Here is a 23,071-nt window from a genome sequence, read left to right as displayed (position 1 = left end):
TGCGGTCAGCGCGCGGACTTGATGAACCAGACGCAGAACGCGCCCAGGATGCTCAGCACGATCCCGACCGGGAACAGCCCGGCGTACCCGAACACGAGCACGATCGCACCGGCGACGCCGGGAGCGAAGGTCTGCGGCAGCGTGGCGGCGATGTTGACGACCCCGAGGTCCTTCGCGAAGGACTTCGCCGACGGCAGCACCTGGCTGATGAGCGCCGTGTCCACGGCCTGGAACATCCCGAACCCGAACCCGATGATCGCCGTCATCACGAGCCACGACGTGTAGGTCGGCCAGATCCACGGCAGCGCGAGCGCGACGCCCATGACGACGGACGAGCCGAACACGAAGGGCTTGCGACGCCCGATCCGGTCCGACAGCGGGCCGGAGATGATGGTGGCGACGATCGTGCCGACGAGGCCGACCATGCCGAGGACCGGGATCACGGTGTTCGGGTTCTCGACGCCCAGGTAGTCGCCGAGGATGTAGAGCTGGTAGCCGGTGACGCCGAAGTAGCCGGTGTAGAGCAGCAGCCGGCCGGTGAAGGCCCAGAAGAAGTCCGGGTGCTTGACCGGGTTCACCCAGAACGTGCGCAGGAAGTCGCCGAGGCGGAACGGCTCCCGGGCGAAGTTCGTGCTGGGGTGGTCGGGGTTGAAGACGACGAAGAGGGTGAGCACGAGGAGCGCGAACGCGGCGAAGAAGACGTACCCCATGACGAGGTTGTCGAACAGCATGGCGCCGACGATCTGGCCCCCGAGAGCGCCCGCCATCAGCCCGATGCCGAACAGCGTGGCGAACGTCCCCCGACGCGAGACGGGCACCCGGTCCGGGAGGACGGCCGACAGCGGTCCCTGCGCGACGTTGTAGAACACCTGGACCAGGCACCATCCGATCACGATCCCGACGAGCGAGTTCGCGAACGCGAGACCGACGAGCGACAGCCCGCCCGCCAGCGCCCCGAGGAGGATCCAGGGTGCGCGCCGGCCGTACTTGGACCGTGTGCGGTCGGAGATCTGGCCTGCGGCCGGCTGCGCGATCATGGCGCAGAGCGCGCCGATCGTGGCGACGATCGCGAAGTAGGCGACCTTCTGCTTCTCGTCCGGGTAGAGCAGTTCGATCTGGTGCGGCAGCAGGATGCCGGGCACCGCACCCCAGATCACGAAGATCGCGAAGTTCGCCGGCAGGATCCATCCGAGCAGACGCGGCAGGCCGCGCACGGGCGGGGGCGGGTCGTCCTCGCCGGACGCGGTCGCGACGAAGGTCGTCTCGGTCAGGGGCGCACGCACCTCATCGGGTGCGTCGGAGGGGATCGACGACATCGTCCGTCCTTCGGGTCGGGGGCGCTGCCGGCCGGGTGTCCGGGAGCGCCGAGGGTCCGCCGCGTCCTCGCGGCGATAGGCACGCTAGCACGAATACCTGCACATGTGTAGGTTTTTGAGGACGGGTACGCTCGGCGACGGATCTCCCCGATCCGCGCGCGACGGATCGATGCGCCCGCTGCAGTGTTCCGGGGACCGGAGAGCCGATGACGAGGGAGCGGATGACCACCACACGCGGATACACGACGGGGCGCGCCCGCCGCGCGCAGATCATCGCCGTCGCCACCGAGCTGTTCGGTCGCGTCGGCTTCAACAGCGCCACGATGCGGGAGATCGCCGAGGCCTGCGACATCACCCGCGCGGGCCTGTCGCACCACTTCCCCACCAAGGAGTCGCTGATGGAGGCGGTGCTGGAGACCCGGGACGTCGAGGACCGCGAGCGGTTCCGCCGTAACGGCTCGCGCGGCTCCGACGGCCTGGGCGTGCTGCGGGGCATGGTGGATCTCGCGCGCCACAACACCCAGGTCCCCGGCATCATCGGGCTCTACGCGGTATTGTCCGCGGAAGCGGCCGCTCCCGACCACCCTGCTCACGACTACTTCGTCCGCCGCTACGCGCGGATCCGCGAGGGCACTGCGACGGCTCTCCGCCGCGCTCGGGACGCCGGGTTCCTCGCCGCCCACGTGGACGAGGATCAGGCCGCCGCGGAGCTCACCGCGATCATGGACGGGCTGCAGCTGCAGTGGCTGCTGGATCCCGACTCCGTCGACATGGCCGCCGCCGTCCGCCGCCGGATCGAGGAGCTGCTGACGGTCCCCCTCGACCCGCCCGCCTGACGACGGGACCCGGCGCGGTCAGGACCAGATGAAGCGGAACGTCCCCGCCGCGACCGCGGCGGCCAGAGCGGCCGCCATGATGGCGAGACCGCCGAGGAGGGCGACGGCATCGCGAGGGGACAGGCGGGACGGACGCGACCAGGTCCGCGGGATCCCGGATCCGAACCCGCGCGCCTCCATCGCCATCGCCAGCTTGGTGCCCCGGCGCACCGCGAACACGAGCAGCACGAACGCCATCGACGCGACCCGGCGGATCACCCCCCGGTCCCCCACGCCGCGGGCGCGCCGGGCCAGGGACATGGTCCGCCAGTCGTCCACGAACAGGCCGAGCATGCGGGTCCCGGCGAGGACGCCCAGCACGAACCGGCTGGGCAGGCGCGCGACCTGCGCGAGCGCGTCCGCCAGTTCCGTGGGATCGGCCCGGCCGAACAGCAGGATCGTGGGCAGCCCGAGCGCGATCACCCGGATGCTCACCGCGACCGCGAGCTGGATCGACCCCTCGCTGATCGCCGCGACGCCGAACGTCCAGAACACCCGGCCCTCGGGCTCGGCGTAGAGGAGCATGCTCACGCCGGCGACGGGGGCGACGAGCAGGAGCAGCGACAGCCGCGTCAGCACCGTCCGATAGGAGAGCCCGGTCAGGGGGACGCACAGCAGCTGCAGTCCGATCGCGACGAGACCGCTCACGACGTCGATCGACGCGAACAGCGGGATCGACAGCACCAGGGCCAGGAGGATCCGGGTGACGGGGTTGACCCCGGAGATCCAGCCGCGCGGGGCCTCCTCCCCCGGCGTCGGCACCGGGAGCGCGACGTCACGCGGCGAGCGGACCGGTGCCGTCATGCCGCCCTCCCGAGCCCCGTATCGGCACGGGCGAGGTCGACGCGGCGACCGCCGAGCAGATCGATCACGGCCTCGTCGTGGGTGACCGCGACGATCGACGTGCCCCGCGCGATCTGCTCCTGCAGGAGCCGGACGAGCTCGATCCATCCCCGCCGGTCCTGCCCGAACGTGGGTTCGTCGAGGACGATGACCGAGGGCGACGCCGCGAGCGCGGTCGCCACCGAGAGCCGGCGCTTCTGACCGCCGGACAGGGTGAACGGGTTGGCGGCGGCGAGCGGGGCGAGGTGCAGCCGCTCGAGGAGCTCGCCGACCACCGCGTCGATCCGAGCGGCGTCCCAGCCGAGCGCCTTCGGCCCGACGGCGAGCTCGTCGCGCACGGTCTGTGTGAGGAACTGGTGCTCGGGCTCCTGGAAGACCGTCCCGATCCGGGTCAGCAGTTCGCGCGACGACCAGGAGATCGGCTGCAGTCCCTTGCGTCCGCGCAGTGCCTCGTCCGCGAGGACCTCGCCGGCGAGCGGGCGCAGGAGCCCGGCGAGGGTGAGCGCGAGGGTCGATTTGCCTGCCCCGTTGGGGCCGGTCACCACCGTGGCCGCCCCGGCCGGGAGGACGAGGTCGAGTCCGGTCCGCACCGGGCGACGCCCGTCCCTGCTCACCGCGAGATCGACGGTCCTGAGGATCGCCGGGTCCGCCTCACCCGCGGCGGGCAGGGCCGCAAGGCCGGTCGGACGGCCCGGGATCCAGACGCCCGCAGCCGCGAGCGCGTCGCCGTGGCGGGCGAACACCTCCGCGGGTGGGCCGTCGGCGAGCAGCCCCCCGTCGGCGGCGAGCACGATCACGCGGGTCATCAGGTCCGCCCACACCGGCGTGCGGTGCTCCACGATGACGGCCGTCGCCCCCGTCTCGGCGAGGACCCTTTCCACGCTGGCACGGATCCCGGTGACGCCGTCCGGGTCGAGGTTGGCCGTCGGCTCGTCCAGCAGGAGCAGTCCCGGGCGCATCGCGAGCGCGCCGGCCAGGGCCAGCCGCTGCTTCTGCCCGCCGGAGAGGGCCGCCGTCGGTCGCTCGAGCGGGACGTCGAGCCCGACCGCGTCGAGCGCCTGCGCCACCCGGGCGGGGATGCTCGCGGCGGGAACGCCCAGGTTCTCGCAGCCGAACGCGACATCGTCGCCGACCTTCGACAGGACCACGCCCGCGTCCGGGTCCTGGAGCACCAGGCCGATGCGGCCGCGGCGCTGCTCCGGGTCGGCGCCGTCGACGTGCAGCAGACCGGCGCGCTCGCCCTCGTCGGCGTCACCGAGCAGCCCCGCCATCCCGGCGAGCAGCGTCGACTTGCCCGCCCCGGAGGCACCGAGGAGCAGGACGCGCTCGCCCGGCTCGATCGTGAACGAGACGTCGCGGACCGCGGGCAGGCGTCGTCCGGCGTAGCGCCACCCCCAGCCGTCGGCGACGACCCGTACGGGCGTCGTCACGTCAGACCTCGCGGCGCCGCTCGCGCCCCGCGGCGAAGCGGCTGAGCGCTCCCGTCGCGGCCAGCGCGCGCACCAGCAGCCAGCCGACGAGCCCCGCCAGCAGCGCTCCGGACACGACCACGCAGCCCAGGTAGATCGCGTTGAACTCGACCGACTTCAGGATGTTGGGCGAGCTGCCGTAGAAGAGCTCGAAGACCCACGCCGCGGCGCCCGCGCCGATGCCCGCGAGTGCGGCGACCGGCAGCGTGAAGCGGCGGTAGAGGAAGAGCGCGAAGACGAGCTCGGCGCCGAGGCCCTGCACGAGTCCGGACAGGACCGTGGAGACACCCCAGACGTTGCCGATCATCATCGAGACGATGGCCGCCACCAGCTCCACGACGAGCGCCGCGCCGGGCTTGCGGATCACGAGGCCGCCGACGACGCCGCCGATCAGCCAGATCCCCACGGCGATGCCGCCGAGACCGGGCGTGAGGCCGTCAGCGGCGGTGAACCAGGCGTAGCCGACGGTGTTCCAGACCCAGAAGACGAGGCCGAGGGCGACGCCGAGCACGGCGGCGACGACGATGTCGACGACCCGCCAGCGCAGGTTCCTCGTCCCCGTGGCAGTGACGACGGCGGATGCGGACGTGTTCATAGAGACTCCTCCCTGCGCCGGCATGATCCGGATCAGGTTCGACGGTCGAAGCGCGGATCGCTTCCTCTCAGCCCGGCTCGCCGGACTCCCGTGGTGTGTCCGCCCATCCTACCGCGACGCCCCCGGTCGTTGAGCGACACTTCGACTCGCTTCGCTCGCTCAGTGCAGCTCTCCGCGAGACGAAACGCCCCACCCTCGTCGCGGCGGTCGCGCAGGGCCCGGCCGGTACGGTAGATGCCGTGACGAACGACGACCACGGATCGACCCCGAACGCGCCCGCCGAGGCGCCCGAGGAGGCGTCCGCGGTCGCCGTGACCCCGGAGGGCGCCGGCGCGACGGACCCGACGCCGGACCACGCCCCCGCGCCCGTGGCCCTCGCCGCGCCCGCTTCTGAAAGCGCCGCCCCGCCGGCGGACGCGTTCGCCGACGGCCCGGAGCCCGAGACGGACGCCCTGTCGTGGGTCGACATCGAGCGTCTCGCCTCCTCGACGGCGACAGGATCCTCGGCCACGGCCGGAGCGCGAGGCGACCTGCTCAGCGGCGCACCGCAGCGTCCGGCTCGCCGCGCCGCCGTCCTGGCACCGCTCGGAATCCTCGTCGCCCTCGGCGCGGCGTATGCCGGGACCACCGCCCTGTGGCCGCTGACCGCGATCGCGCCGACCGTCTCCTCCGCCGCGTTCGAGCCGGCCCCCGCCGATCCGGCTGCCCTCACCTGGCCCGTCTTCGGAAGCGCCGCCCTCGCCGTGGACGGGATCGGCACCGCGGCGTCGGACGAGGAGCAGGTGCCCATGGCGAGCATCACCAAGCTCGTCACGGTGCTCGCCGCCCTGGACGCGCTGCCCCTCGCGCCGGGCGAGCAGGGTCCGTCGTTCGCCTTCACCGCGGAGGACAGCGCGGAGTACTGGCGATACCGCGAGTCCGATCAGTCCTCGCTCGACGTCCCCGTGGACGGCTCGCTCACCGAGTACCAGCTGCTCCAGGGCATTCTGCTGGGCTCGGCGAACAACTATGCGGACCGGCTGGCGCGCGAGATCTGGGGATCCGACGCCGACTTCGTCGCCGCGGGCGAACAGTGGCTTCGTGTGCACGACATCTCCGGCATCTCCCTGCAGAATCCCTCGGGGTTCGGGTTCGGCAACGAGTCCACGCCGCGGGCCCTCATCGACCTCGGACGCCAGGCGCTGAGCCACCCCGTCGTGGCGGAGATCGTCGCGACGCCGGCCGCGGAGATCCCCGGAGCGGGCCTGGTGCAGAACTCGAACAAGCTGCTCACCGACGCCGGTGTCGTCGGGGTGAAGACGGGCACCATCGGCGACGGCGACGACACCCTGTACAACGTCCTGACCGCCAAGGACATCCCCGTCGGAGACACCACGGTCCGCGCGTACGCCTCGGTGCTCGGCCAGCCCGACGACGACTCCCGCTACGACGTGAGCCGCACGCTGTACTCCGAGCTCGAGGCGGCCCTGTCCGCGCAGGCCCCGACCGTCACCCGGGGCACGGTCCTCGGCACGGTCGAGACCCGGTGGGGGGCCACGGCCCCGCTCGTCGCCGCCGAGGACGGCCGCGTGGTCCTGTGGAACGGCGCCCTCGCGTCGGCGACCAGCCGTCTCGCGCTCGGCGACGACTGGGACGCCGGAGGCGAGGCTGGATCGCTCGCCCTGAAGGGCCCGTTGAACACGGTGGAGGTTCCCGTGGAGCTCGGCGAGGACCTCGCCGGCCCGGGCTTCCTCTGGCGCCTCACGCACCCCGTCGAGCTGTTCGGTCTCGCCCCGGCCGACTGATCCGCCGCCGCGGCGGCATCGACTCGCCGCCTTGCGGTCCGCGCTGCGATGCGTCAGTGTGGTGAGGTATGGCACACCAGGAGCTGAATGAGGGGTACTCCGGCGAGCCGTTCGTCGACGCATACAAGCTCGCTTTGCAAGCGACTCTCGCCCAAGACGCGAGCATCTTTGAGATGGACGAGCTTATCCCTCGACAGTTATGGTCGGCGGCCGTGGACAGATATGTGGGATTCTTCTTTGTCTCTGGAACCTATTCGGGCACCCTCGAAGGGCTACGTCAGCGCGGATACGGCTCCGGGACGCCACTGCCCAGTTCGCTGGAAAGCGCATGTCTCGACACGTCAGCGACGGCGCTGAAATTCTCGCTGCCCCTCCTCAGTGAAGGGCTTCGAACGAGACAAGACCTCGACGCAGAACAGGAACGATTGAGGAGGGCCCTGGAGCATCTGGATGCCATCCAGGACCCAGACTTCCTCGGATCCTTGATGCTCACACTCGTCTGCTCCTCCGCGAGTGTCGGAGGAGCAGACGGACCCACTTCGGACTAGTCGAATGTGGTTTCAGGCGCCATCGAGAAGCACTGATCGCCGTTCTCCAATGTCACGCTGCTGACAGCCTCGACCTTGGCCCATCCAGGCCCGAGGGTGGAATCCCCTTTGACTCGCGCGAGGCCTGCATTGCACACCAGTCTGCGCTGAGATGTCAACCGTTCGCATCGCTTGGGCAAGGCGGATCGACGACGAAGGCCCGCACCTCTCGGTGCGGGCCTTCGTGCGATGAGACGGGTCAGGCGGACGTGCCGTCCTGATCCCCGGAGCGCTCCGGGCCGTCGGGCGTCGCCCCATCCGGGCGGACGCCCTCCTGCGCGGAGAGGCCGGCCCGTGCGGAGGCCATGCCCGCCGCCGGGATGCCCGCCACCGCGTCCGCGGCCGCCGTGGCCTCCTCCGCCGCCGCCTCGCCGGTCACCACGACCGGCACCGACGCGGTGAGCGCGGCCTCGGCGTCGACATCGGTCGCCGCCTGCTCGAACTGCGACTGGTAGAGCCGCCAGTACGCGCCCTCGGCCGCGATCAGCTCGTCGTGGGTTCCCTGCTCGACGATGTCGCCGTGCTCCATCACGAGGATGAGGTCGGCATCGCGGATCGTCGAGAGTCGGTGCGCGATCACGAACGAGGTGCGCCCCTGCCGCAACGCCGCCATGGCGTGCTGCAGCAGCAGCTCGGTGCGGGTGTCGACCGCGCTCGTCGCCTCGTCCAGGATCAGGATCGACGGCTGGGCCACGAAGGCGCGCGCGATCGTGATCAGCTGGCGCTCGCCGGCGGACACGTTCGACGCGTCCTCATCGAGGACGGTGTCGTAGCCCTCCGGGAGAGCGTGCACGAACCGGTCGACGTACGTCGCCTTCGCCGCCGCGAGGATCTCGTCATCGCTCGCCGTGGCCTTGCCGTAGCGGATGTTCTCCTGGATGGTCCCCGCGAACAGCCACGGGTCCTGCAGCACCATGCCGGTGCGCGAGCGCAGGTCGTCCCTCGTCAGCTCGGCGATGTCCTGCCCGTCGAGCAGGATCCGGCCCGAGTCGAGCTCGTAGAACCGCATGATGAGGTTCACCAGCGTCGTCTTCCCGGCGCCGGTCGGCCCGACGATCGCGACGGTCTGCCCCGGCTCCACCCGGAAAGACAGGTCCGTGATCAGCGGACGGTCCGGCGAGTACGAGAACGCGACGTGCTCGAACTCGATGACGCCCTTGCCGCCGGTGACGGTCGGCGCGTCCTCCTCGTCCGGGTCCTGCTCGTCCGCGTCCAGCAGCTGGAACACACGCTCCGCGGAGGCGGTTCCGGACTGCACGACCGCGGCCATGCCGCCCAGCTCCGACAGCGGCTGGGTGAACTGCTGCTCGTACTGGATGAACGCCTGCACGTCGCCGAGACGGATCTGCCCGCTGGCGACCATGAGCCCGCCGAGCACCGCGATGCCGACGTAGGTCAGGCTCCCGACGAACTGCATCGCCGGCATGATGATGCCGGAGAGGAACTGCGCCTTGAACGCCGACTCGTACAGCTCCTCGTTCTCCTCCTGGAACTTCGCCAGCGCGTCCTTCTCGCGTCCGTAGACCTTGACGAGCGCGTGACCGGAGAAGGCCTCCTCGACGCGGGCGTTGAGACGGCCGACCTTCTTCCACTGCGCGCTGAACGCCTTCTGCGACCGGGGGCCGATCACGCCGAAGATGATGCCCATCAGCGGCAGGGCGATGAGGGTGACGAGAGCGAGCTGCCACGAGATGGAGAACATCATCACGAGTACGCCCACGACCGTCAGGATCGAGGTCAGCGCTCCCGACAAGGACTGCTGCATCGTCTGGGTGATGTTGTCGATGTCGTTCGTGACGCGCGAGATCAGCTCGCCGCGCTGCACCTTGTCGAAGTACGACAGCGGCAGGCGGTTGATCTTCGCCTCGACGTCCTCGCGCAGGCGCCACATGGTGCGCACCATGATGACGTTGATGACGTAGCCCTGCAGCCAGCTCAGCAGCGCAGAGCCGACGTAGATCGCCAGCACCGCGGTGATGATCCAGCGCAGGCGATCGAAGTCGATCCCCGCCCCGACCTGGAAGTCCTTCATGGCCGCGACCATGTTGGCGAACTCGTTCTGGCCCTGCGATCGCAGCAGCTCGACGACCTGGTCCTGAGACAGGTCGGCGGGCACACCGTTGTCTCCCATGGTCTTCGAGACGAAGCCCTCGAAGACGAGGTTGGTCGCCTCGCCGAGCACCTTCGGGGCGGCCACCATGAGGACCACGCCGACGGCGCCGAGGATCGAGACGATCACCAGCCAGACCGCGGAGGGCTTGAGCAGGCCGAGCATCCGAGCGAAGTTCGGGCCGAACCGCTCGGCCTTGCCTGGAGCCGGGCCGTCGAACATGCCCCCGCCGTCCAGGCGCGCCTTCTCGGCGAGCTCCTCCTCGTACTTCTCCTCGTCGGTGAGCTCGCGTTCCGCCGTGGCCGTGGCTCCGGCCGTGCGCGCGGCCCGGGCGGCCGCGATGCGCTCGCGGCGGCTCATGGGCTTGTCCTGGTTCTCAGCGCTCATGCGTCCACCCCCAGCTGCGACTCGACGATCTCGCGATAGGTGTCATTGGTTTCGAGCAGTTCCTCGTGCGTGCCGACGCCGACCATGGTGCCGCCCTCCAGGACGACGATCCGGTCCGCGTCGGTGATGGTGGACACGCGCTGGGCGACCACGATCTTCGTGACGTCCGGCAGCTCGCGCCACAGCGCCTGACGCAGCCGGGCGTCCGTCGTGAGATCCAGCGCCGAGAAGGAGTCGTCGAAGACGAGCACGCGCGGGCGGTGCACGATCGCGCGGGCGATCGCGAGCCGCTGGCGCTGCCCGCCGGAGACGTTCGTGCCGCCCTGCGCGATGCGGGAGTTCAGGCCGTCCGGCATCTCGGAGACGAAGTCCTTCGCCTGCGCGATCTCCAGCGCCTTCCACAGCTCCTCATCGGTGGCGTCCTCCCGGCCGAAGCGCAGGTTCGACGCGATCGTCCCGGTGAACAGGAACGGGCGCTGCGGCACGAGTCCGATGCTCTCCCAGAGGGCGTCGACGTCCGCCTCGCGGACGTCGGTCCCGCCGACGGAGACGCTGCCTCCGGTGACGTCGAACAGTCGCGGGATGAGCGAGACGAGCGTCGTCTTTCCCGCACCGGTCGACCCCACGATCGCGACCGTGTCGCCGGGCTCGGCCGCGAAGCTGATGCCGGTGAGCACCGGCGCCTCCGCACCCGGGTAGGTGAACTCGACGCCGTCGAAGGCCACGGAACCGGGGGCGGCGAACTCCGTCACGCCGCCGACCGGGCGGGTCATGCTCGTCTCGGCGTCCAGGACCTCGCCCACGCGCTCGGCCGAGACCGCGGCGCGCGGGATCATCATCGCCATGAAGCTCGACATGATGACGCCGCCCATGATCTGGCCGACGTACTGCATGAAGGCGAAGAGGGTGCCGACCTCGACGTTGCCCGCGTTGACCTCGATGCCGCCGAACCAGATGACGCCGACCACGGTCACGTTCAGGATCAGCATGAACAGCGGGAAGAGCAGCACGAACAGCGAGCCGACCTTGCGGCCGACGACCATGATGTCGGTGTTCGCTCCGCGGAACCGCTCCTCCTCGATCCGCTCGCGCACGAAGGCGCGCACGACGCGGACGCCGGTGAGCTGCTCCCGCATCACGCGGTTCACGGTGTCGAGCTTGCTCTGGTAGCTGCGGAACAGCGGGACCATCCGGCCGATCACGAGCACGGCGAGCACCAGCAGCACCGGCACGGCGACCGCGATCAGCCAGCTCAGGCCGACGTCCTGGCGCACGGCCATGATGATGCCGCCGATGGCCAGCAGCGGCGCGGTGACGAACATCGTCGCGCCCATCATCGCGAGCATCTGCACCTGCTGCACGTCGTTCGTGTTGCGGGTGATGAGGGAGCCTGCGCCGAAGCGCGAGACCTCGCGCTCGGAGAAGCCGCTCACGCGGGCGAAGACGTCGGCGCGGATGTCCCGGCCCAGTCCCATGGCCGCGCGGGCGGCGAAGTAGGTGGCGATGATCGAGGAGACGATCTGGCCGAGCGACACGGCCAGCATGAAGACACCGTGCGACCAGATGAATCCGGTGTCGGCCTTGGCGACGCCCTCGTTGATGATGTCGGCGTTCAGCGAGGGAAGGTAGAGCATGGCGAGCGCGCTCGCGAACTGGAACACCAGCACGCCGAGCAGCAGCCATCGGTATCGGGACAGATATCGGACGAGGAGTTTTCCGAGCACAGGCGGACTTCCTTGTGGGAGCGGATTTCCTGACGGAAGGGGGATAGGGCCGCCCTCGCCACCCCAGTGGGCGAGAAGAGGCCAGGCAATAGAGTGCCACGGGGGTCGGACAAACACACCCCTTCGCCGGATCCCTTCGCTGTCAGCGAAACGATCCCGCGGTCAGGCGCTATTTCTGGCCCCGATCGAAGAACGCGGGGCGGCCTCAGCGAGCGACGACGAGATGAGGTCGCGGTCCCTCGATGCGCGCGATCGAGATCTTCACCTCGGTGAGCTCGTCCTTCACGCCTCGCACGTCGATCCTCAGGACCTCGACGTCCGTCTTCAGAATCGCGCCATCTGTCTTCAGACCCGCCACGTCGTCCTTCAGGACCGCGACATCGTCCTTCAGGACCGCAACATCGTCCTTCAGGACCGCAACATCCGTCTTCAGGACCGCAACATCCGTCTTCAGACCCGCCACGTCCTCCTTCAGACCCGCCACGTCGTCCTTCAGGACCGCCACGTCGTCCTTCAGGACCGCCACGTCCTCCTTCAAGACCGCAACATCCGTCTTCAGGACCGCAACGTCGTCCTTTAGGACCGCCACGTCCGTCTTCAGACCCGCCACGTCCGTCTTCAGGACCGCCACGTCCTCCTTGAGACCCTCCACGTCGGCCTTCAGGACCGCGACATCGTCCTTCAGGACCGCAACATCCGTCTTCAGACCCGCGACATCCGTCTTCAGGACCGCCACATCGTCGCGGACGACAGCGATCTCGGAACGCACCTCGGCGAAACCGGTGCTCATCTCGGAACGCACGGCGGCGAAGCCGGCCCCCATCTCGGAGCGGATGCCCGACGCCGAGTCGTCCATCCGCCGGATCATCCACGCGAAACCCGCGAACATCGCGGCGCCGATCGACACGACGACGGCTAGCCCGGTGAGGACCACGCCGAAGAGCTCTGCCGACACGAACACCTCCTCACTCTGCCGGACCGCCCGATGGCCCGCCAGAAGGAGTCTCGCCCGCTGCACCGGATCGGCGGCCGTCGTCGTCAGGATCTGTGGGCAGCCGGTCCCGACGACTCGGCGGTGGAGGACGACGGGCGTCAGTCCCAGAGCGGCGTCGGCGGCACGTGGGAGCGGGCGGGCACGGCGGCGTCGGCGCCGAGGTCGCCGATCGTCGCCGGATTCCACGACGGGTTCCGGTCCTTGTCGACCAGCTGCGCCCGGATCCCCTCGACGAGATCGGGATGATGTGCGGCGAACCACAGCACACGCCGGTACTCCCCCTCGAGCGCCGGGCGGAGGTCGTCCATCGCGCGGGACTCCCTGACGGCCTCCAGCGTGACGGCGAGCGCCGTCGGCGACAGCTCTCCGAGCAGATCGGCGACCCCCGCGGGATCCGGCCCTTCTTCGGCCTGGCGCGTCGCGCGCAGCCGCGCGAGGATCTCCACGACGGAGTCCCCGGCGAACACCTCGTCGATCCACCCCCTGGCCGCGGACAGCGGCGACGGGTCCGGCGTCTCGTCGAACAGCAGGACGATCTCGCTCGGACCGGTCGGGTCCGCACGGAACGCCAGCGCCTCGCGCAGCGCGTCGAGCCGGTCCGAGGGCACGTAGTGATCCGCGAAGCCCGCGTACAGCGCGTCTGCGCCGCTCATCGTGCTGCCGGTCAGCCCGAGGTACTCTCCCAGCCGGCCCGGGGCGCGTCCGAGCAGCAGCGTGCCGCCGACATCGGGCGTGAACCCGATCCGGGTCTCCGGCATCGCCAGCTTCGAGCGCTCCGTGACGACGCGGATCGCCGCGTGCCCGGCGATACCGATGCCGCCGCCCATCGTGATGCCGTCGGCGATGGCGACCACCGGCTTCGGGTACTCGGCGATCTCGGCGTCGAGCGCGTACTCCTCGCGGAAGAACGCCACCGTGTCCTCGAAGCGATCGGTCGTGAGGAAGTCGTAGAGGGCGCGGACGTCGCCGCCCGCGCAGAGGCCGCGCTCCCCGGCCCCGTCGATGAGCACGATCTGCACGTCGCTGTCCTCGCGCCAGGCGTCCAGCGTCCGGCGCATCTCCCGGATCATCCCGATGTCGAGGGCGTTGAGCGCCTCGGGACGGTTCAGGGTGAGGCGCCCGAGGGCCCCTTCGGTGCGCGCGATCACCCGCGGGGGCGCGGCGGCGGACGGGGAGGCGTCGGCGATGGCGGTCACGCTGCCACGTTACCCCGGGCGCCGGAGAGCGGCGAACCGTCGGCGCGCGCGGTATATCCCGTGGTCGATGAGCATTTCCAGGTGCTTTCCGACAAGATAGATGAGGTAATGCCCCTGACGACGAGAGGTCGCAGATGACCGACGGACAGCTGCTCGAGTTCTCCCGGGTGACGAAGCGTTTCGGCGCGCTGACAGCCGTGGACGACCTGTCCGCGCAGATCGCGCCCGGCACCGTCACCGGGTTCCTCGGGCCCAACGGCGCGGGCAAGACCACCTCCCTGCGCATCCTCCTCGGTCAGGTCCGCGCCACCAGCGGCACCGCGACCATCGGCGGCAAGGCGTACTCGGAGCTTCGTCATCCGCTGCGCACCGTCGGCGCGGTCATGGAGGACACGGCGTACCGGCCCCGGCGCACGGCGACCCGCCAGCTCACCATCGCGGCGAAGGCCAACGGCATCCCGCTCTCGAGAGTGGCGGAGGTCCTGGCGCTCGTCGGGCTGCAGAACGAGACCGAGACCCGCATCGGCGCCTACTCCCTCGGCATGCGCCAGCGCCTCAGCGTGGCGCACGCGCTGCTCGGCGACCCGGGCGCCCTCGTTCTCGACGAGCCCGCCAACGGGCTCGACCCCGAGGGCATCCGCTGGATGCGCCTGCTGATCCGCCGCCTCGCCGACGAGGGTCGCACCGTGCTCGTCTCCTCTCATGTCCTGAGCGAGATCGAGCAGATCGCGGACGACGTCCTCGTGCTCTCGAAGGGTCGACTCGTCTACGCGGACAGCATGAGCAAGCTCTCGGACCCGACCACGGGATCCGTGGTCGTGGATGCCGAGGACCGGGACGCGCTGGCGGCCGCTCTGAGCGCGTCCGGGCTGTCGCACGACGTGCTTCGCTCGGGCCTGACGGTGCATGACACCGACGCCGCCACGGTGGGAGCCGTAGCCGCGTCGGCCGGCCTGGCCCTCACCACGCTGCAGCAGCGCGGCCCGACGCTGGAGGAGGTCTTCCTCGACCTCGTCCACGGACGCCGCGACCCCGTCGCCGGGGGGACGCGGGCAAGCGCCGCCGCCGCCGCTGCAGGGTCGAGCGCCACCGGCGCACCCGACGATGCTCCTGAGGCGGCCCCGGCCGGGGAGGCGGACGCCACGACCGCGCTGCCCGTCGTCGGCGACGCGGAGTCCCCGGTCTCGGCGGGCGCAGCGATCGGAGCCGGGGCGGCCGTCGCCGGGGCGGTCGTCGCGGGCGGCCTGCGGGGGACGGAGGGTGGTTCCGAGCCGAGCACCCGTCGCGCCGCGCGCACCCAGGCGGAGGACGCGGACGCGGGCGACGAGCCCGCCGATGCCGACGCCGACGCCTCGGCCGCCGAGGGCGAGACACCGGACGAGACGTTCGCGGCTCCCCTCGCCGAGGGGGAGGCGCCGGCCTCCGACGGCGAGACGACGGGCGACTCCGCCTCGGACGAGTCGAAGGACGCCGCGGACGAGCCGGGCGACGTCGTCGCGGACGAGTCGACAGACGACGAGACCGCCGCGTCCCCGGAGGACGCGGAGCCCAGCGCTCCCGGGGGCGCCGAGAACGACGTCGCCGAGGAGACGGCAGCCGACGCCTCGACGGCAGAGGGCGACGCGTCGGCGAGTGACACCGCGGAGGACTCCGCCGTGGCCGCGGGCGTCGCCCTGACGGCACCGATCGACACCGACACGGACTTCGGCGTGACCGCCACGTCCGCCGATGACGGAGCCGACATCACGACGCCGTCCGAGCAGGACGACGACCGCACCGTCGGGCCGCTGCCCTTCGCGACGGCGGCGATCTCGGTTCCCGACGCCGCACCGGAGCCGACGTTCGACGAGCTCATCTCCGGAGTCCCCGCTTCGGCGCAGGACGACGCGGCGTCGGCCGATGAGGCGCCCACGACCGCGCTTCCCGTGCCCGCCGAATCGTCGGAGGCCGACGGTCCGGCGGCGGAGGACGCGCCCGAGGCCGAGGTCGACGCGCCGGCGGATGCCGGGGCCGACGCCCCGGACGACGCGGAAGAGAGGGCGACCGAGGAGGACGGCGCGGATGGACGCGCAGCCGCGGAGGCGGACGCCGCCGAGGACGCGCCCGAGGCCCCTTCCGAGGACGAGGAGGAGACGTCCCGCGACGAGGCCTCGGCCGAGGACGAGACCTCGGCCGAAGAGCCGCCGACGGAGACGTCGGGGATCACGGGCATCGAGATCTTCAGCTCGCTCACCGAGGGCCAGACCCAGGCGATCCCCGTCGTCCTGGACGCATCGCACGGATCCGAGCCCGAGGACGCCGACGACGTGACCAAGGACGAGGATCCGCGCGCCGCCGCGGTCAGCGCCTCGCTCGCGGCCGCCGCCCGCGCCTACTACTCCGAGGACGCCCCGTCCTACACGCCCGGCGACGCCGAGCCGGACGAGGAACGCCGCACGTGGCGGATCGCCAGCACGGGCGTGATCGACACGGTTCCGACCGCGGAGGAGGGCGAGCACCCCTCCGACGCCGATGACGCCCCGGCCACCGGCGAGGCCTCCGGCGCCGGCGCCGGCGCCGGCGAGGCAGAGTCGTCCGAGGAACAGCACTCGGACGCGACGCCGGACGACGCGGCCGACGCACAGGACGGTGGCGAGGGCGAGGGAAGCCACGATGGCTCCGAGGACGGCGAGCGTCCCCGAGACTGACCTCCGCGACGCGCGAACGCGGCGATCCGACTCCGGTCGGGTCGCCGCGTTCTTCGTCCTCTCACGCGGCGGCGGGAGAGATCCCGGGAGCGCGCGAGCCTCTCACGCGCCGGCGGGGCGGATGGCAGGCTTGCCCGCGCGGCCCTTCCCGGGCACGCGGACCGGACCGGTCGCGGCGATCTCGGTGACCTCGGCGAGCTCCTCCGACACGTCCAGGCGCAGCGCCTGAGCGAGGGCCAGCCCATGACGGGTCGTGAGGATCAGGCGCTCGTACTCCGCGCCGACCAGGTCGATGACCACGCTCGGGCGGCGACGACGGATCAGCACGAAGTCCTTGCCCGACGCGGACTGCCACGTTCCCGCGGCCAGGACGCCGGGGATGTGCGTGCCGGGAGCGCGGATGCCGCGCAACCACGTCCACGCGTCATCCGTGAGCTGCACCTTCGTGATCGCGGAGCGCTCGATGTGCAGGTTCCCGCGCTGGAACGTGACCGCGCGCTCGATGGGCGAGAGCTCCACCTCGAGCCGGGTCCGGTCCAGCAGCAGCGTCACCATGGCTCAAGTCTGCCAAAACGAGCCCCACGCGTCTCGGAGACAAGCTCACAGGACCACAACGATCCCGTCCGGCGTCCTGCCCTCTCCTCCGCCATGCGCACTCCGTCCCGATCTGCACACGCCGTCCCGATCCGCACACGAGCAGGCCTGCACCCTGTGCGGATCGGGACAAGATGTGCGGATCGGGACGGATGCGGCGGCCGAGAACGGGAACGGCCTGCACGGCGGGCGCCGCCGGGATCCCGTGCCGGTCCCGTGCCGGTGCGGATCAGGCCGCGGCGCGCGCGGCGGCCTCGGCGGCGGCGGGAAGGGCCGCCTCGATCGCCGCGAGCTCCTGCTCGCCGTGGGCCGCGGTCAGGAACCAGGCCTCGAACACGCTCGGCGGCAGCGCGACCCCGTGCTCGCGCATGGCATGGAAGAACGGGGCGTAGCGGTGGCTCTCCTGGGCCTGCGCCTGCGCGTAGTCCCGGGGGCCCTCGGCGGCGAACGCCACGCCGAACAGGTTGCCGGCGCGAGGCACCGCGTGCACGACGCCCGCCGCCGTGAGCGCGCGGTCGAGTGCCGTCGCGACCCGATCCGCGGCGGCGTCCACCCGCGCGTAGGCCTCGGGGGTCGCCAGGCGCAGCGTCGCGAGCCCGGCCGCGACCGAGAGGGGGTTCCCGGAGAGCGTCCCGGCCTGGTAGACCGGACCGGTCGGCGCCAGCAGATCCATGACCTCTGCGCGCCCGCCGAGCGCGGCCAGCGGCATCCCGCCGCCGACGACCTTGCCGAAGGTGAGGATGTCCGGCAGATACTGTTCGCCTGCCTCCTGCTGCAGGCCCCAGAAGCCGGCCGGGTGCACGCGGAACCCCGTGAGCACCTCGTCGAGGATGAGCAGGGCGCCGTGCGCGTGAGCCGTCTCGGCGAGCAGGCGGTTGAAGCCCGGAAGGGGCGGGACCACGCCCATGTTGGCGGCGGAGGCCTCGACGATCACGGCGGCGATCCGCTCCCCGTGCTCGGCGAAGACGGCGGCCAGGGCGTCGGGGTCGTTGTAGTCGATCACGAGGGTCTGCGCGGCGACGGGGGCCGGAACGCCCGCCGATCCGGGGAGAGCGAGCGTGGCGACGCCGGATCCCGCCGCGGCGAGCAGCCCGTCCGAGTGACCGTGGTAGTGGCCCGCGAACTTCACCAGCAGATCACGGCCGGTGGCGCCGCGCGCGAGCCGGATCGCGGTCATGGTCGCCTCGGTGCCGGTCGACACGAGCCGGACCCGTTCCACCGGCCGGGACTCCCCGACGCGGACCCGCTCCGCGATCAGCGTGGCGAGCTCCACCTCCCCCTCGGTGGGGGCGCCGAACGACAGCCCGCGCGCGGCGGCCTCCTGCACCGCCGCGACGACCTCCGGATGCGCGTGCCCGAGGAGGGCGGGCCCCCACGACGCGACCAGATCCACGTAACGGCGCCCCGCGGCGTCCGTCACGGTCGCTCCCTCGGCGCTCGCGAGGAACCGGGGTGTCCCGCCGACCGAGCCGTAGGCGCGAACGGGCGAGTTGACCCCGCCGGGGATGACGGCACGGGCGGCGTCGAAGAGGTCGTCGTTGCGATCGGTCATGCGTCCATCCTCCCGCGGGCGGCTATGCGAGGCGTCCAGGGAGGTGCGGCCTCGGTGCAGCGCCCCGGGTCACCGGCCGGCGCGGATCCAGCCGGCCGCCTCGATCGCCGCGTACGTGAGCACGGCGTCCGCCCCCGCCCGCCGGATCGACAGCAGCGACTCGAGGATCGCCGCGCGGCGGTCGATCCAGCCGTGGCCGGCCGCGGCCTCGATCATCGCGTACTCGCCGGACACCTGGTAGGCCCACACGGGCACCGAGACGGCGTCGCGGACCTCGCGCAGCACGTCCAGGAACGCCATGGCGGGCTTCACCATCACGACGTCGGCGCCTTCGGCCTCGTCGATCACGGCCTCGCGGACGCCCTCGCGGCGGTTCCCGGGGTCCAGCTGGTACGTGCGGCGGTCGCCCTGGAGCTGCGAGTCCACGGCTTCCCGGAAGGGACCGTAGAAGGCGCTGGCGTACTTGGCCGCGTACCCCAGAAGCAGCACGTCGGTGAAGCCCTCGGCGTCGAGCGCTCGGCGGATCGCGTCGACCTGGCCGTCCATCATCCCGGACAGCCCGAGCAGGGCGGAGCCGGCACGCGCCTGCGCGAGCGCCATCGCTGTGTACCGCTCGAGCGTCGCGTCGTTGTCGATGGCGCCGCGGGCGTCGAGGACCCCGCAGTGCCCGTGGTCGGTGAACTCGTCCAGGCACAGATCCGTCTGCACCACGAGGGCGTCGCCGACCTCGGCGGCCACGGCGGCCGTCGCGACGTTCAGGATCCCGTCCGGGTCGTCCGCGCCCGAGCCGACGGCGTCGCGCACGGCGGGGACGCCGAAGAGCATGAGTCCGGAGACGCCGGCCTCCGCCGCCGTCGCCGCGGTCCGGCGGAGCGACTCGATCGTGTGCTGCACGACACCGGGCATCGAGGAGATGGGCGCCGGCTCGGCGATCCCCTCACGGACGAAGGCAGGGAGCACGAGGTGCCGCGGGAGCAGATCGGTCTCCCGGGCGAGCCCGCGCAGCGCGGGCGTCTGCCGCAGCCGCCGCGGGCGCGTCTGCGGGAACGATGCACCGGTCACGGCGCGAACTCGTCGGCCGCGTGCGGGAGGGTGAAGTGCGAGACCGCCTCGATGAGGGCGTCCACGGTCTGCCGGTCCGCGACGACGGAGACCGGCAGCCCGGCGCGCTTGGCGTCCTTGGCGGTGCGGGGTCCGATCGCCGCCAGCAGCGTGGTCTCCGGGATGTTCGGGAACTGCTCCCGCACCTGCTCGGCGACGGAGCCGCTGGTGATCAGGATGGCGTTGATCCGGCCGTTCTCGACGTCCCGGAGGATCCGCTCGGTGACCGGGACCCCGACCGTGCGGTAGGCGACGACGCTGGAGACGTCGTGCCCGGCCTTGATCAGCAACCGCGTGAGGACCGGCTTCGCGATCTCGCTGCGCAGGGTCAGGATCCGCCGCGGCTCGGTCTCCAGGGCGATGAGCTGCTGCGCCATGCCCTCCGCGGAGTTGTCGTTCTCGGGGACGAGGTCCACCTTGTACCCGACCGCCTGCAGCGCCGCCGCGGTGGTCTCGCCGACCGCGGCGACCTTCGTCTCCGGGGGGATGACCGCACGGTGCGCGAAGAGGACGTCGACCGTGGTCGCGCTCGTCACGGTCAGCCAGTCGAAGGCACCCTCCGCGAGGTCGACGAGGGCCCGGTCCAGCGTCTCCTGGTCCGTGGTCGGACCGAAGTTGATGAGCGGGGCGACGACGGGGACGGCGCCCTGGGCGCGCAGGGATGCGGCGACGCCGTCACCCCAGGGACCGCCGCGCGGCACCAGCACGCGCCAGCCGGTCAGCGGCTTGGCTTGGTTCGATTCAGTCATGATCATCGGGAATGGTCTCGCGGAATGAGGTCGGCCGCCCCACGTTCGAGCAACCGACGGGCAACAGACAACCCGATCGTGCGAGCCGCGGCGATCGGGTCTGCGCCGCCGGCAGCGTCCGCACCATTGCCACTGCCGTTCTGATGAATATACCCCCCGTTCAGGGGTTCGGTGACGTCCACCCCGATCCGCCAGCCGTCGGCGGGCGCGTACACGACGGCGCGCACCCGCAGCGCTTCGCCCTCCACCTGCGCGTGCACGGCCATCGGCGCCTGGCACCCCGCCTCCAGTCCGGCGAGGGTCGCGCGCTCCGCCGTGACCGCGATCCGCGTCGCCTCGTCGTCGAGCGCGGCGAGCGCCGCGAGCAGGTCCTCGGGAGCGTCGGCCACCGTCTCGACCGCGAGCGCCCCCTGTCCCGGTGCCGTCGGCCACTCGGCCAGGCCCAGCGGCTCCGCATGCAGAGGACCGAGCGGATCGCCGTCCAGCCGCGAGAGCCCGGCGGCGGCGAGGATCACGGCGTCGAGCTCCCCCGACGAGACCCGGGCGAGGCGGGAGTCGACGTTGCCGCGGATGTCGATCGCCCGGGCGTGCGGGGCGCGGATCCGGACTTGGGAGATCCGCCGCGGCGAGCCCGTCCCGACCGTCGCGCCGGCGGGGAGCTCGTGCAGCGGGCGTCCGTCCCGGGTCACCGCGACGTCCCGGGCGTCGGCGCGCGGCGGGATCGCGGCGATCCGCAGCGCATCGGGCACGGCGGTGGGAAGGTCCTTCAGCGAGTGCACGAGGAGATCGCACTCACCGCGCAGGAGCGCCTCCCGCAGGGCGGTCGCGAACACGCCCATCCCGCCGATCTCGGAGAGCGAGGCGCGGTTCGTGTCCCCTTCGGAGACGATCGGGACGAGCTCGACCGGGCGGCCGGCGACCTCGCTCAGCGCGGCGGCGACGTGACCGGACTGGGCGCGCGCCAGTGCGCTGCGGCGGGTGCCGAGTCGGATCGGGGTCTGGGCGTTCGACGTGACGGACATGTCGCGCCTACTGCAGCACGTCCGCGATCTCGTCCAGACGCAGGCGTCGTCCGGTGTAGAACGGCACCTCCTCCTTCACGTAACGACGCGCGTCGGTGTAGCGGAGGTCGCGCATCAGGTCCACGAGCTCCGTGGGGTCGTCGGCCTCCAGCGGCAGCAGCCACTCGTAGTCGCCGAGCGCGAAGGCGGCCACGGTGTTCGCGATGACGCCACGGAAGGCGGCGCCGCGGCGTCCGTGGTCGGCCAGCATCTGCCGGCGCTCGTCCTCTTCGATGAGGTACCACTCCGGCGTGCGCACGAACGGGTACAGGCAGAGCCATCCCTTCGGCTCGACGCCGCGAAGGAACCCGGGGACGTGCGCGCGGTTGAACTCTGCGTCGCGGTGCACCCCCATCACGTTCCACACCGGCAGCAGGGAGCGCAGGAGCTCGGTCCGACGGAGCCGCCGCAGATCCCGCTGGAGCTCCTCGGCGGTGGCGCCGTGCAGCCAGACCATGAGGTCCGCGTCGGCCTTGAGCCCGGAGACGTCGTAGAAGCCGCGGACGCTGACGCCCCCGGCCTCGATGTGGGAGACGATGTCCTCCAGCTCCGTGGCGTCGGTCTCCGTCACCGGGGCGTCGGGGTTCCGGCGCCACACCGCCCACAGGGTGAAGCCTGAGGGCGATGCCTCGGCGCTGTCGACGGACTCGGACGGGGTGGGGACGACGGGTTCGGACATGGTCCCAGTCTGCCCCTTCCCGCGGCGGGTCGCGAACTGCGGGGCGCTTTCGGCCGGTGCGCGCGGGAGCCTGCGGAGCGGGCCCGTCTCAGCGGGAGAGGAGCCGGGCCACGCCCCAGACGACGCCGCCGACGGCGATGGCCGCACCGACCACGATCAGCGTGACCTTGACCGGGTTCGTCCGGGCCTCCTGCCGCAGACGCGCGCTCTCGCGGGTGATCGCCTTCTCCATCCGGCGGGGCAGGTTCCCCTTGACCTCGATGGCGGCCAGCGCGGCCTTCAGCTCGGCGCGCGCGGACGCGACCGGGTCGACGATCCCGTGCGGCACCGCCGTCCGCGGCACGGCGGGGGTGGTCTGCTCAGCGGACGTCATCGCCGGCCTCCTTCACGATGCGGATGTCCTCGGCGACGGCCTGCGCGGGGTTCTCCCTGGCCAGCACCTTCCGGAACTTCAGGATGCCCAGCAGGGCGAACAGCGCGACGGTCAGCAGCAGCACGACGAACACGATGATGGCCGACAGCCACACCGGCAGCCACGACGCGATCCCCGCGATCGCGAACACGAGCAGCACCGGCACCGCCCAGAACAGGAAGAACAGGGCGACGAGGAACCAGACGCTCCCGATCCCCGCGTCCTTGGACGTGCGGGCGATCCAGGTCTTGGCGGCGTCGATCTCCGCCTTGACGAGGTTGCTGACGAGGTCCGGCAGGTCGCCGAGCAGCGTCAGCAGGCTGTCGTCGGCACGATCCCGGTATCCGCGGACCATG

The 23,071-nt window shown here is 71.7% G+C and carries 20 protein-coding genes and 1 riboswitch; of the genes, 4 read left to right on the top strand and 16 right to left on the bottom strand.

Annotation, left to right across the window (positions count from 1 at the left end; translation table 11 throughout):
• Positions 1–5 precede the first annotated feature (5 nt).
• Entirely contained in the window at positions 6–1,316 is a 1,311-nt protein-coding gene (locus K8F61_RS15310) for an MFS transporter (RefSeq protein ID WP_067245236.1), read from the bottom strand.
• 221 nt (positions 1,317–1,537) lie between these two features.
• Between K8F61_RS15310 and K8F61_RS15305 the strand changes: the two genes are divergently transcribed.
• Positions 1,538–2,152, top strand: a complete 615-nt coding sequence (locus K8F61_RS15305; protein WP_067245238.1) for a TetR/AcrR family transcriptional regulator — start codon at positions 1,538–1,540, stop codon at positions 2,150–2,152.
• Positions 2,153–2,170: 18 nt separating this feature from the next.
• On the opposite strand, the gene K8F61_RS15300 is transcribed toward K8F61_RS15305, so the two are convergent.
• The 3 genes from K8F61_RS15300 to K8F61_RS15290 form a co-directional block, all read right to left on the bottom strand.
• Entirely contained in the window at positions 2,171–2,995 is an 825-nt protein-coding gene (locus K8F61_RS15300) for an energy-coupling factor transporter transmembrane component T family protein (protein WP_219085405.1), read from the bottom strand.
• Positions 2,992–4,464 (bottom strand): ABC transporter ATP-binding protein, encoded by a 1,473-nt coding sequence (locus K8F61_RS15295; RefSeq protein WP_231819730.1) that lies wholly within the window; start codon positions 4,462–4,464, stop codon positions 2,992–2,994. Before K8F61_RS15295 ends, K8F61_RS15300 begins: the two co-directional genes overlap by 4 nt.
• 1 nt (position 4,465) lies before the next feature.
• Positions 4,466–5,098: an ECF transporter S component gene (locus K8F61_RS15290; RefSeq protein ID WP_067245240.1), complete on the bottom strand. Its 633-nt coding sequence runs from the start codon at positions 5,096–5,098 to the stop codon at positions 4,466–4,468.
• Positions 5,091–5,200: riboswitch (TPP riboswitch) on the bottom strand. Its footprint overlaps the gene before it by 8 nt.
• A gap of 137 nt (positions 5,201–5,337) precedes the next feature.
• On the opposite strand from K8F61_RS15290, the gene K8F61_RS15285 reads away from it, so the two are divergent.
• Positions 5,338–6,882, top strand: a complete 1,545-nt coding sequence (locus tag K8F61_RS15285; RefSeq protein WP_231819729.1) for a D-alanyl-D-alanine carboxypeptidase family protein — start codon at positions 5,338–5,340, stop codon at positions 6,880–6,882.
• Positions 6,883–6,950: 68 nt separating this feature from the next.
• On the top strand, positions 6,951–7,430 hold the full coding sequence (locus K8F61_RS15280; protein ID WP_231819728.1) for a hypothetical protein: 480 nt from the start codon (positions 6,951–6,953) through the stop codon (positions 7,428–7,430).
• A 238-nt stretch (positions 7,431–7,668) separates the two neighbouring features.
• Here K8F61_RS15280 and K8F61_RS15275 read toward each other — a convergent pair whose 3' ends face one another.
• The 4 genes from K8F61_RS15275 to K8F61_RS15260 all read right to left on the bottom strand — a co-directional run bounded on the left by K8F61_RS15275 (position 7,669) and on the right by K8F61_RS15260 (position 13,871).
• Positions 7,669–9,966: an ABC transporter ATP-binding protein gene (locus tag K8F61_RS15275; protein WP_219085402.1), complete on the bottom strand. Its 2,298-nt coding sequence runs from the start codon at positions 9,964–9,966 to the stop codon at positions 7,669–7,671.
• Positions 9,963–11,690, bottom strand: coding sequence for an ABC transporter ATP-binding protein (locus K8F61_RS15270; protein WP_231819727.1), 1,728 nt, complete (start codon positions 11,688–11,690; stop codon positions 9,963–9,965). Before K8F61_RS15270 ends, K8F61_RS15275 begins: the two co-directional genes overlap by 4 nt.
• A 205-nt stretch (positions 11,691–11,895) precedes the next feature.
• Positions 11,896–12,459 carry a kinetochore Spc7 family protein gene (locus K8F61_RS15265; RefSeq protein ID WP_231819726.1) on the bottom strand — a complete coding sequence of 188 codons (564 nt, stop codon included), beginning with the start codon at positions 12,457–12,459 and terminating at the stop codon, positions 11,896–11,898.
• 323 nt (positions 12,460–12,782) lie between these two features.
• Positions 12,783–13,871, bottom strand: coding sequence for an enoyl-CoA hydratase/isomerase family protein (locus K8F61_RS15260; protein ID WP_231821569.1), 1,089 nt, complete (start codon positions 13,869–13,871; stop codon positions 12,783–12,785).
• A gap of 143 nt (positions 13,872–14,014) precedes the next feature.
• On the opposite strand from K8F61_RS15260, the gene K8F61_RS15255 reads away from it, so the two are divergent.
• A complete protein-coding gene (locus K8F61_RS15255) occupies positions 14,015–16,567 on the top strand; it encodes an ATP-binding cassette domain-containing protein (RefSeq protein WP_231819725.1) in 2,553 nt (850 codons plus the stop codon).
• 102 nt (positions 16,568–16,669) lie between these two features.
• Here K8F61_RS15255 and K8F61_RS15250 read toward each other — a convergent pair whose 3' ends face one another.
• The 8 genes from K8F61_RS15250 to K8F61_RS15215 all read right to left on the bottom strand — a co-directional run bounded on the left by K8F61_RS15250 (position 16,670) and on the right by K8F61_RS15215 (position 23,070).
• A complete protein-coding gene (locus tag K8F61_RS15250; RefSeq protein ID WP_067250842.1) occupies positions 16,670–17,122 on the bottom strand; it encodes a hypothetical protein in 453 nt (150 codons plus the stop codon).
• A gap of 268 nt (positions 17,123–17,390) precedes the next feature.
• Positions 17,391–18,713: a glutamate-1-semialdehyde 2,1-aminomutase gene (hemL, locus tag K8F61_RS15245; protein ID WP_231819724.1), complete on the bottom strand. Its 1,323-nt coding sequence runs from the start codon at positions 18,711–18,713 to the stop codon at positions 17,391–17,393.
• 69 nt (positions 18,714–18,782) lie between these two features.
• Positions 18,783–19,775, bottom strand: coding sequence for a porphobilinogen synthase (gene hemB / locus K8F61_RS15240; RefSeq protein ID WP_067250413.1), 993 nt, complete (start codon positions 19,773–19,775; stop codon positions 18,783–18,785).
• Entirely contained in the window at positions 19,772–20,563 is a 792-nt protein-coding gene (locus tag K8F61_RS15235) for a uroporphyrinogen-III synthase (protein ID WP_372449942.1), read from the bottom strand. Before K8F61_RS15235 ends, hemB begins: the two co-directional genes overlap by 4 nt.
• 2 nt (positions 20,564–20,565) lie before the next feature.
• Complete coding sequence (hemC, locus tag K8F61_RS15230; RefSeq protein WP_231819723.1) at positions 20,566–21,585, bottom strand: hydroxymethylbilane synthase; 1,020 nt, start codon at positions 21,583–21,585, stop codon at positions 20,566–20,568.
• A 7-nt stretch (positions 21,586–21,592) separates the two neighbouring features.
• On the bottom strand, positions 21,593–22,303 hold the full coding sequence (gene hemQ / locus K8F61_RS15225; protein ID WP_067250404.1) for a hydrogen peroxide-dependent heme synthase: 711 nt from the start codon (positions 22,301–22,303) through the stop codon (positions 21,593–21,595).
• A gap of 88 nt (positions 22,304–22,391) precedes the next feature.
• Entirely contained in the window at positions 22,392–22,676 is a 285-nt protein-coding gene (locus K8F61_RS15220; RefSeq protein WP_231819722.1) for a hypothetical protein, read from the bottom strand.
• Positions 22,663–23,070, bottom strand: a complete 408-nt coding sequence (locus K8F61_RS15215) for a phage holin family protein (protein WP_231819721.1) — start codon at positions 23,068–23,070, stop codon at positions 22,663–22,665. The genes K8F61_RS15220 and K8F61_RS15215 overlap by 14 nt, the downstream gene beginning before the upstream one ends.
• Position 23,071: the final 1 nt, after the last annotated feature.

It is taken from the genome of Microbacterium resistens (assembly GCF_021172025.1).
GTDB lineage: Bacteria > Actinomycetota > Actinomycetes > Actinomycetales > Microbacteriaceae > Microbacterium > Microbacterium resistens.
Note: the sequence above shows the minus strand (reverse complement) of the source record. Positions and strands in the feature narration are given on the sequence as shown.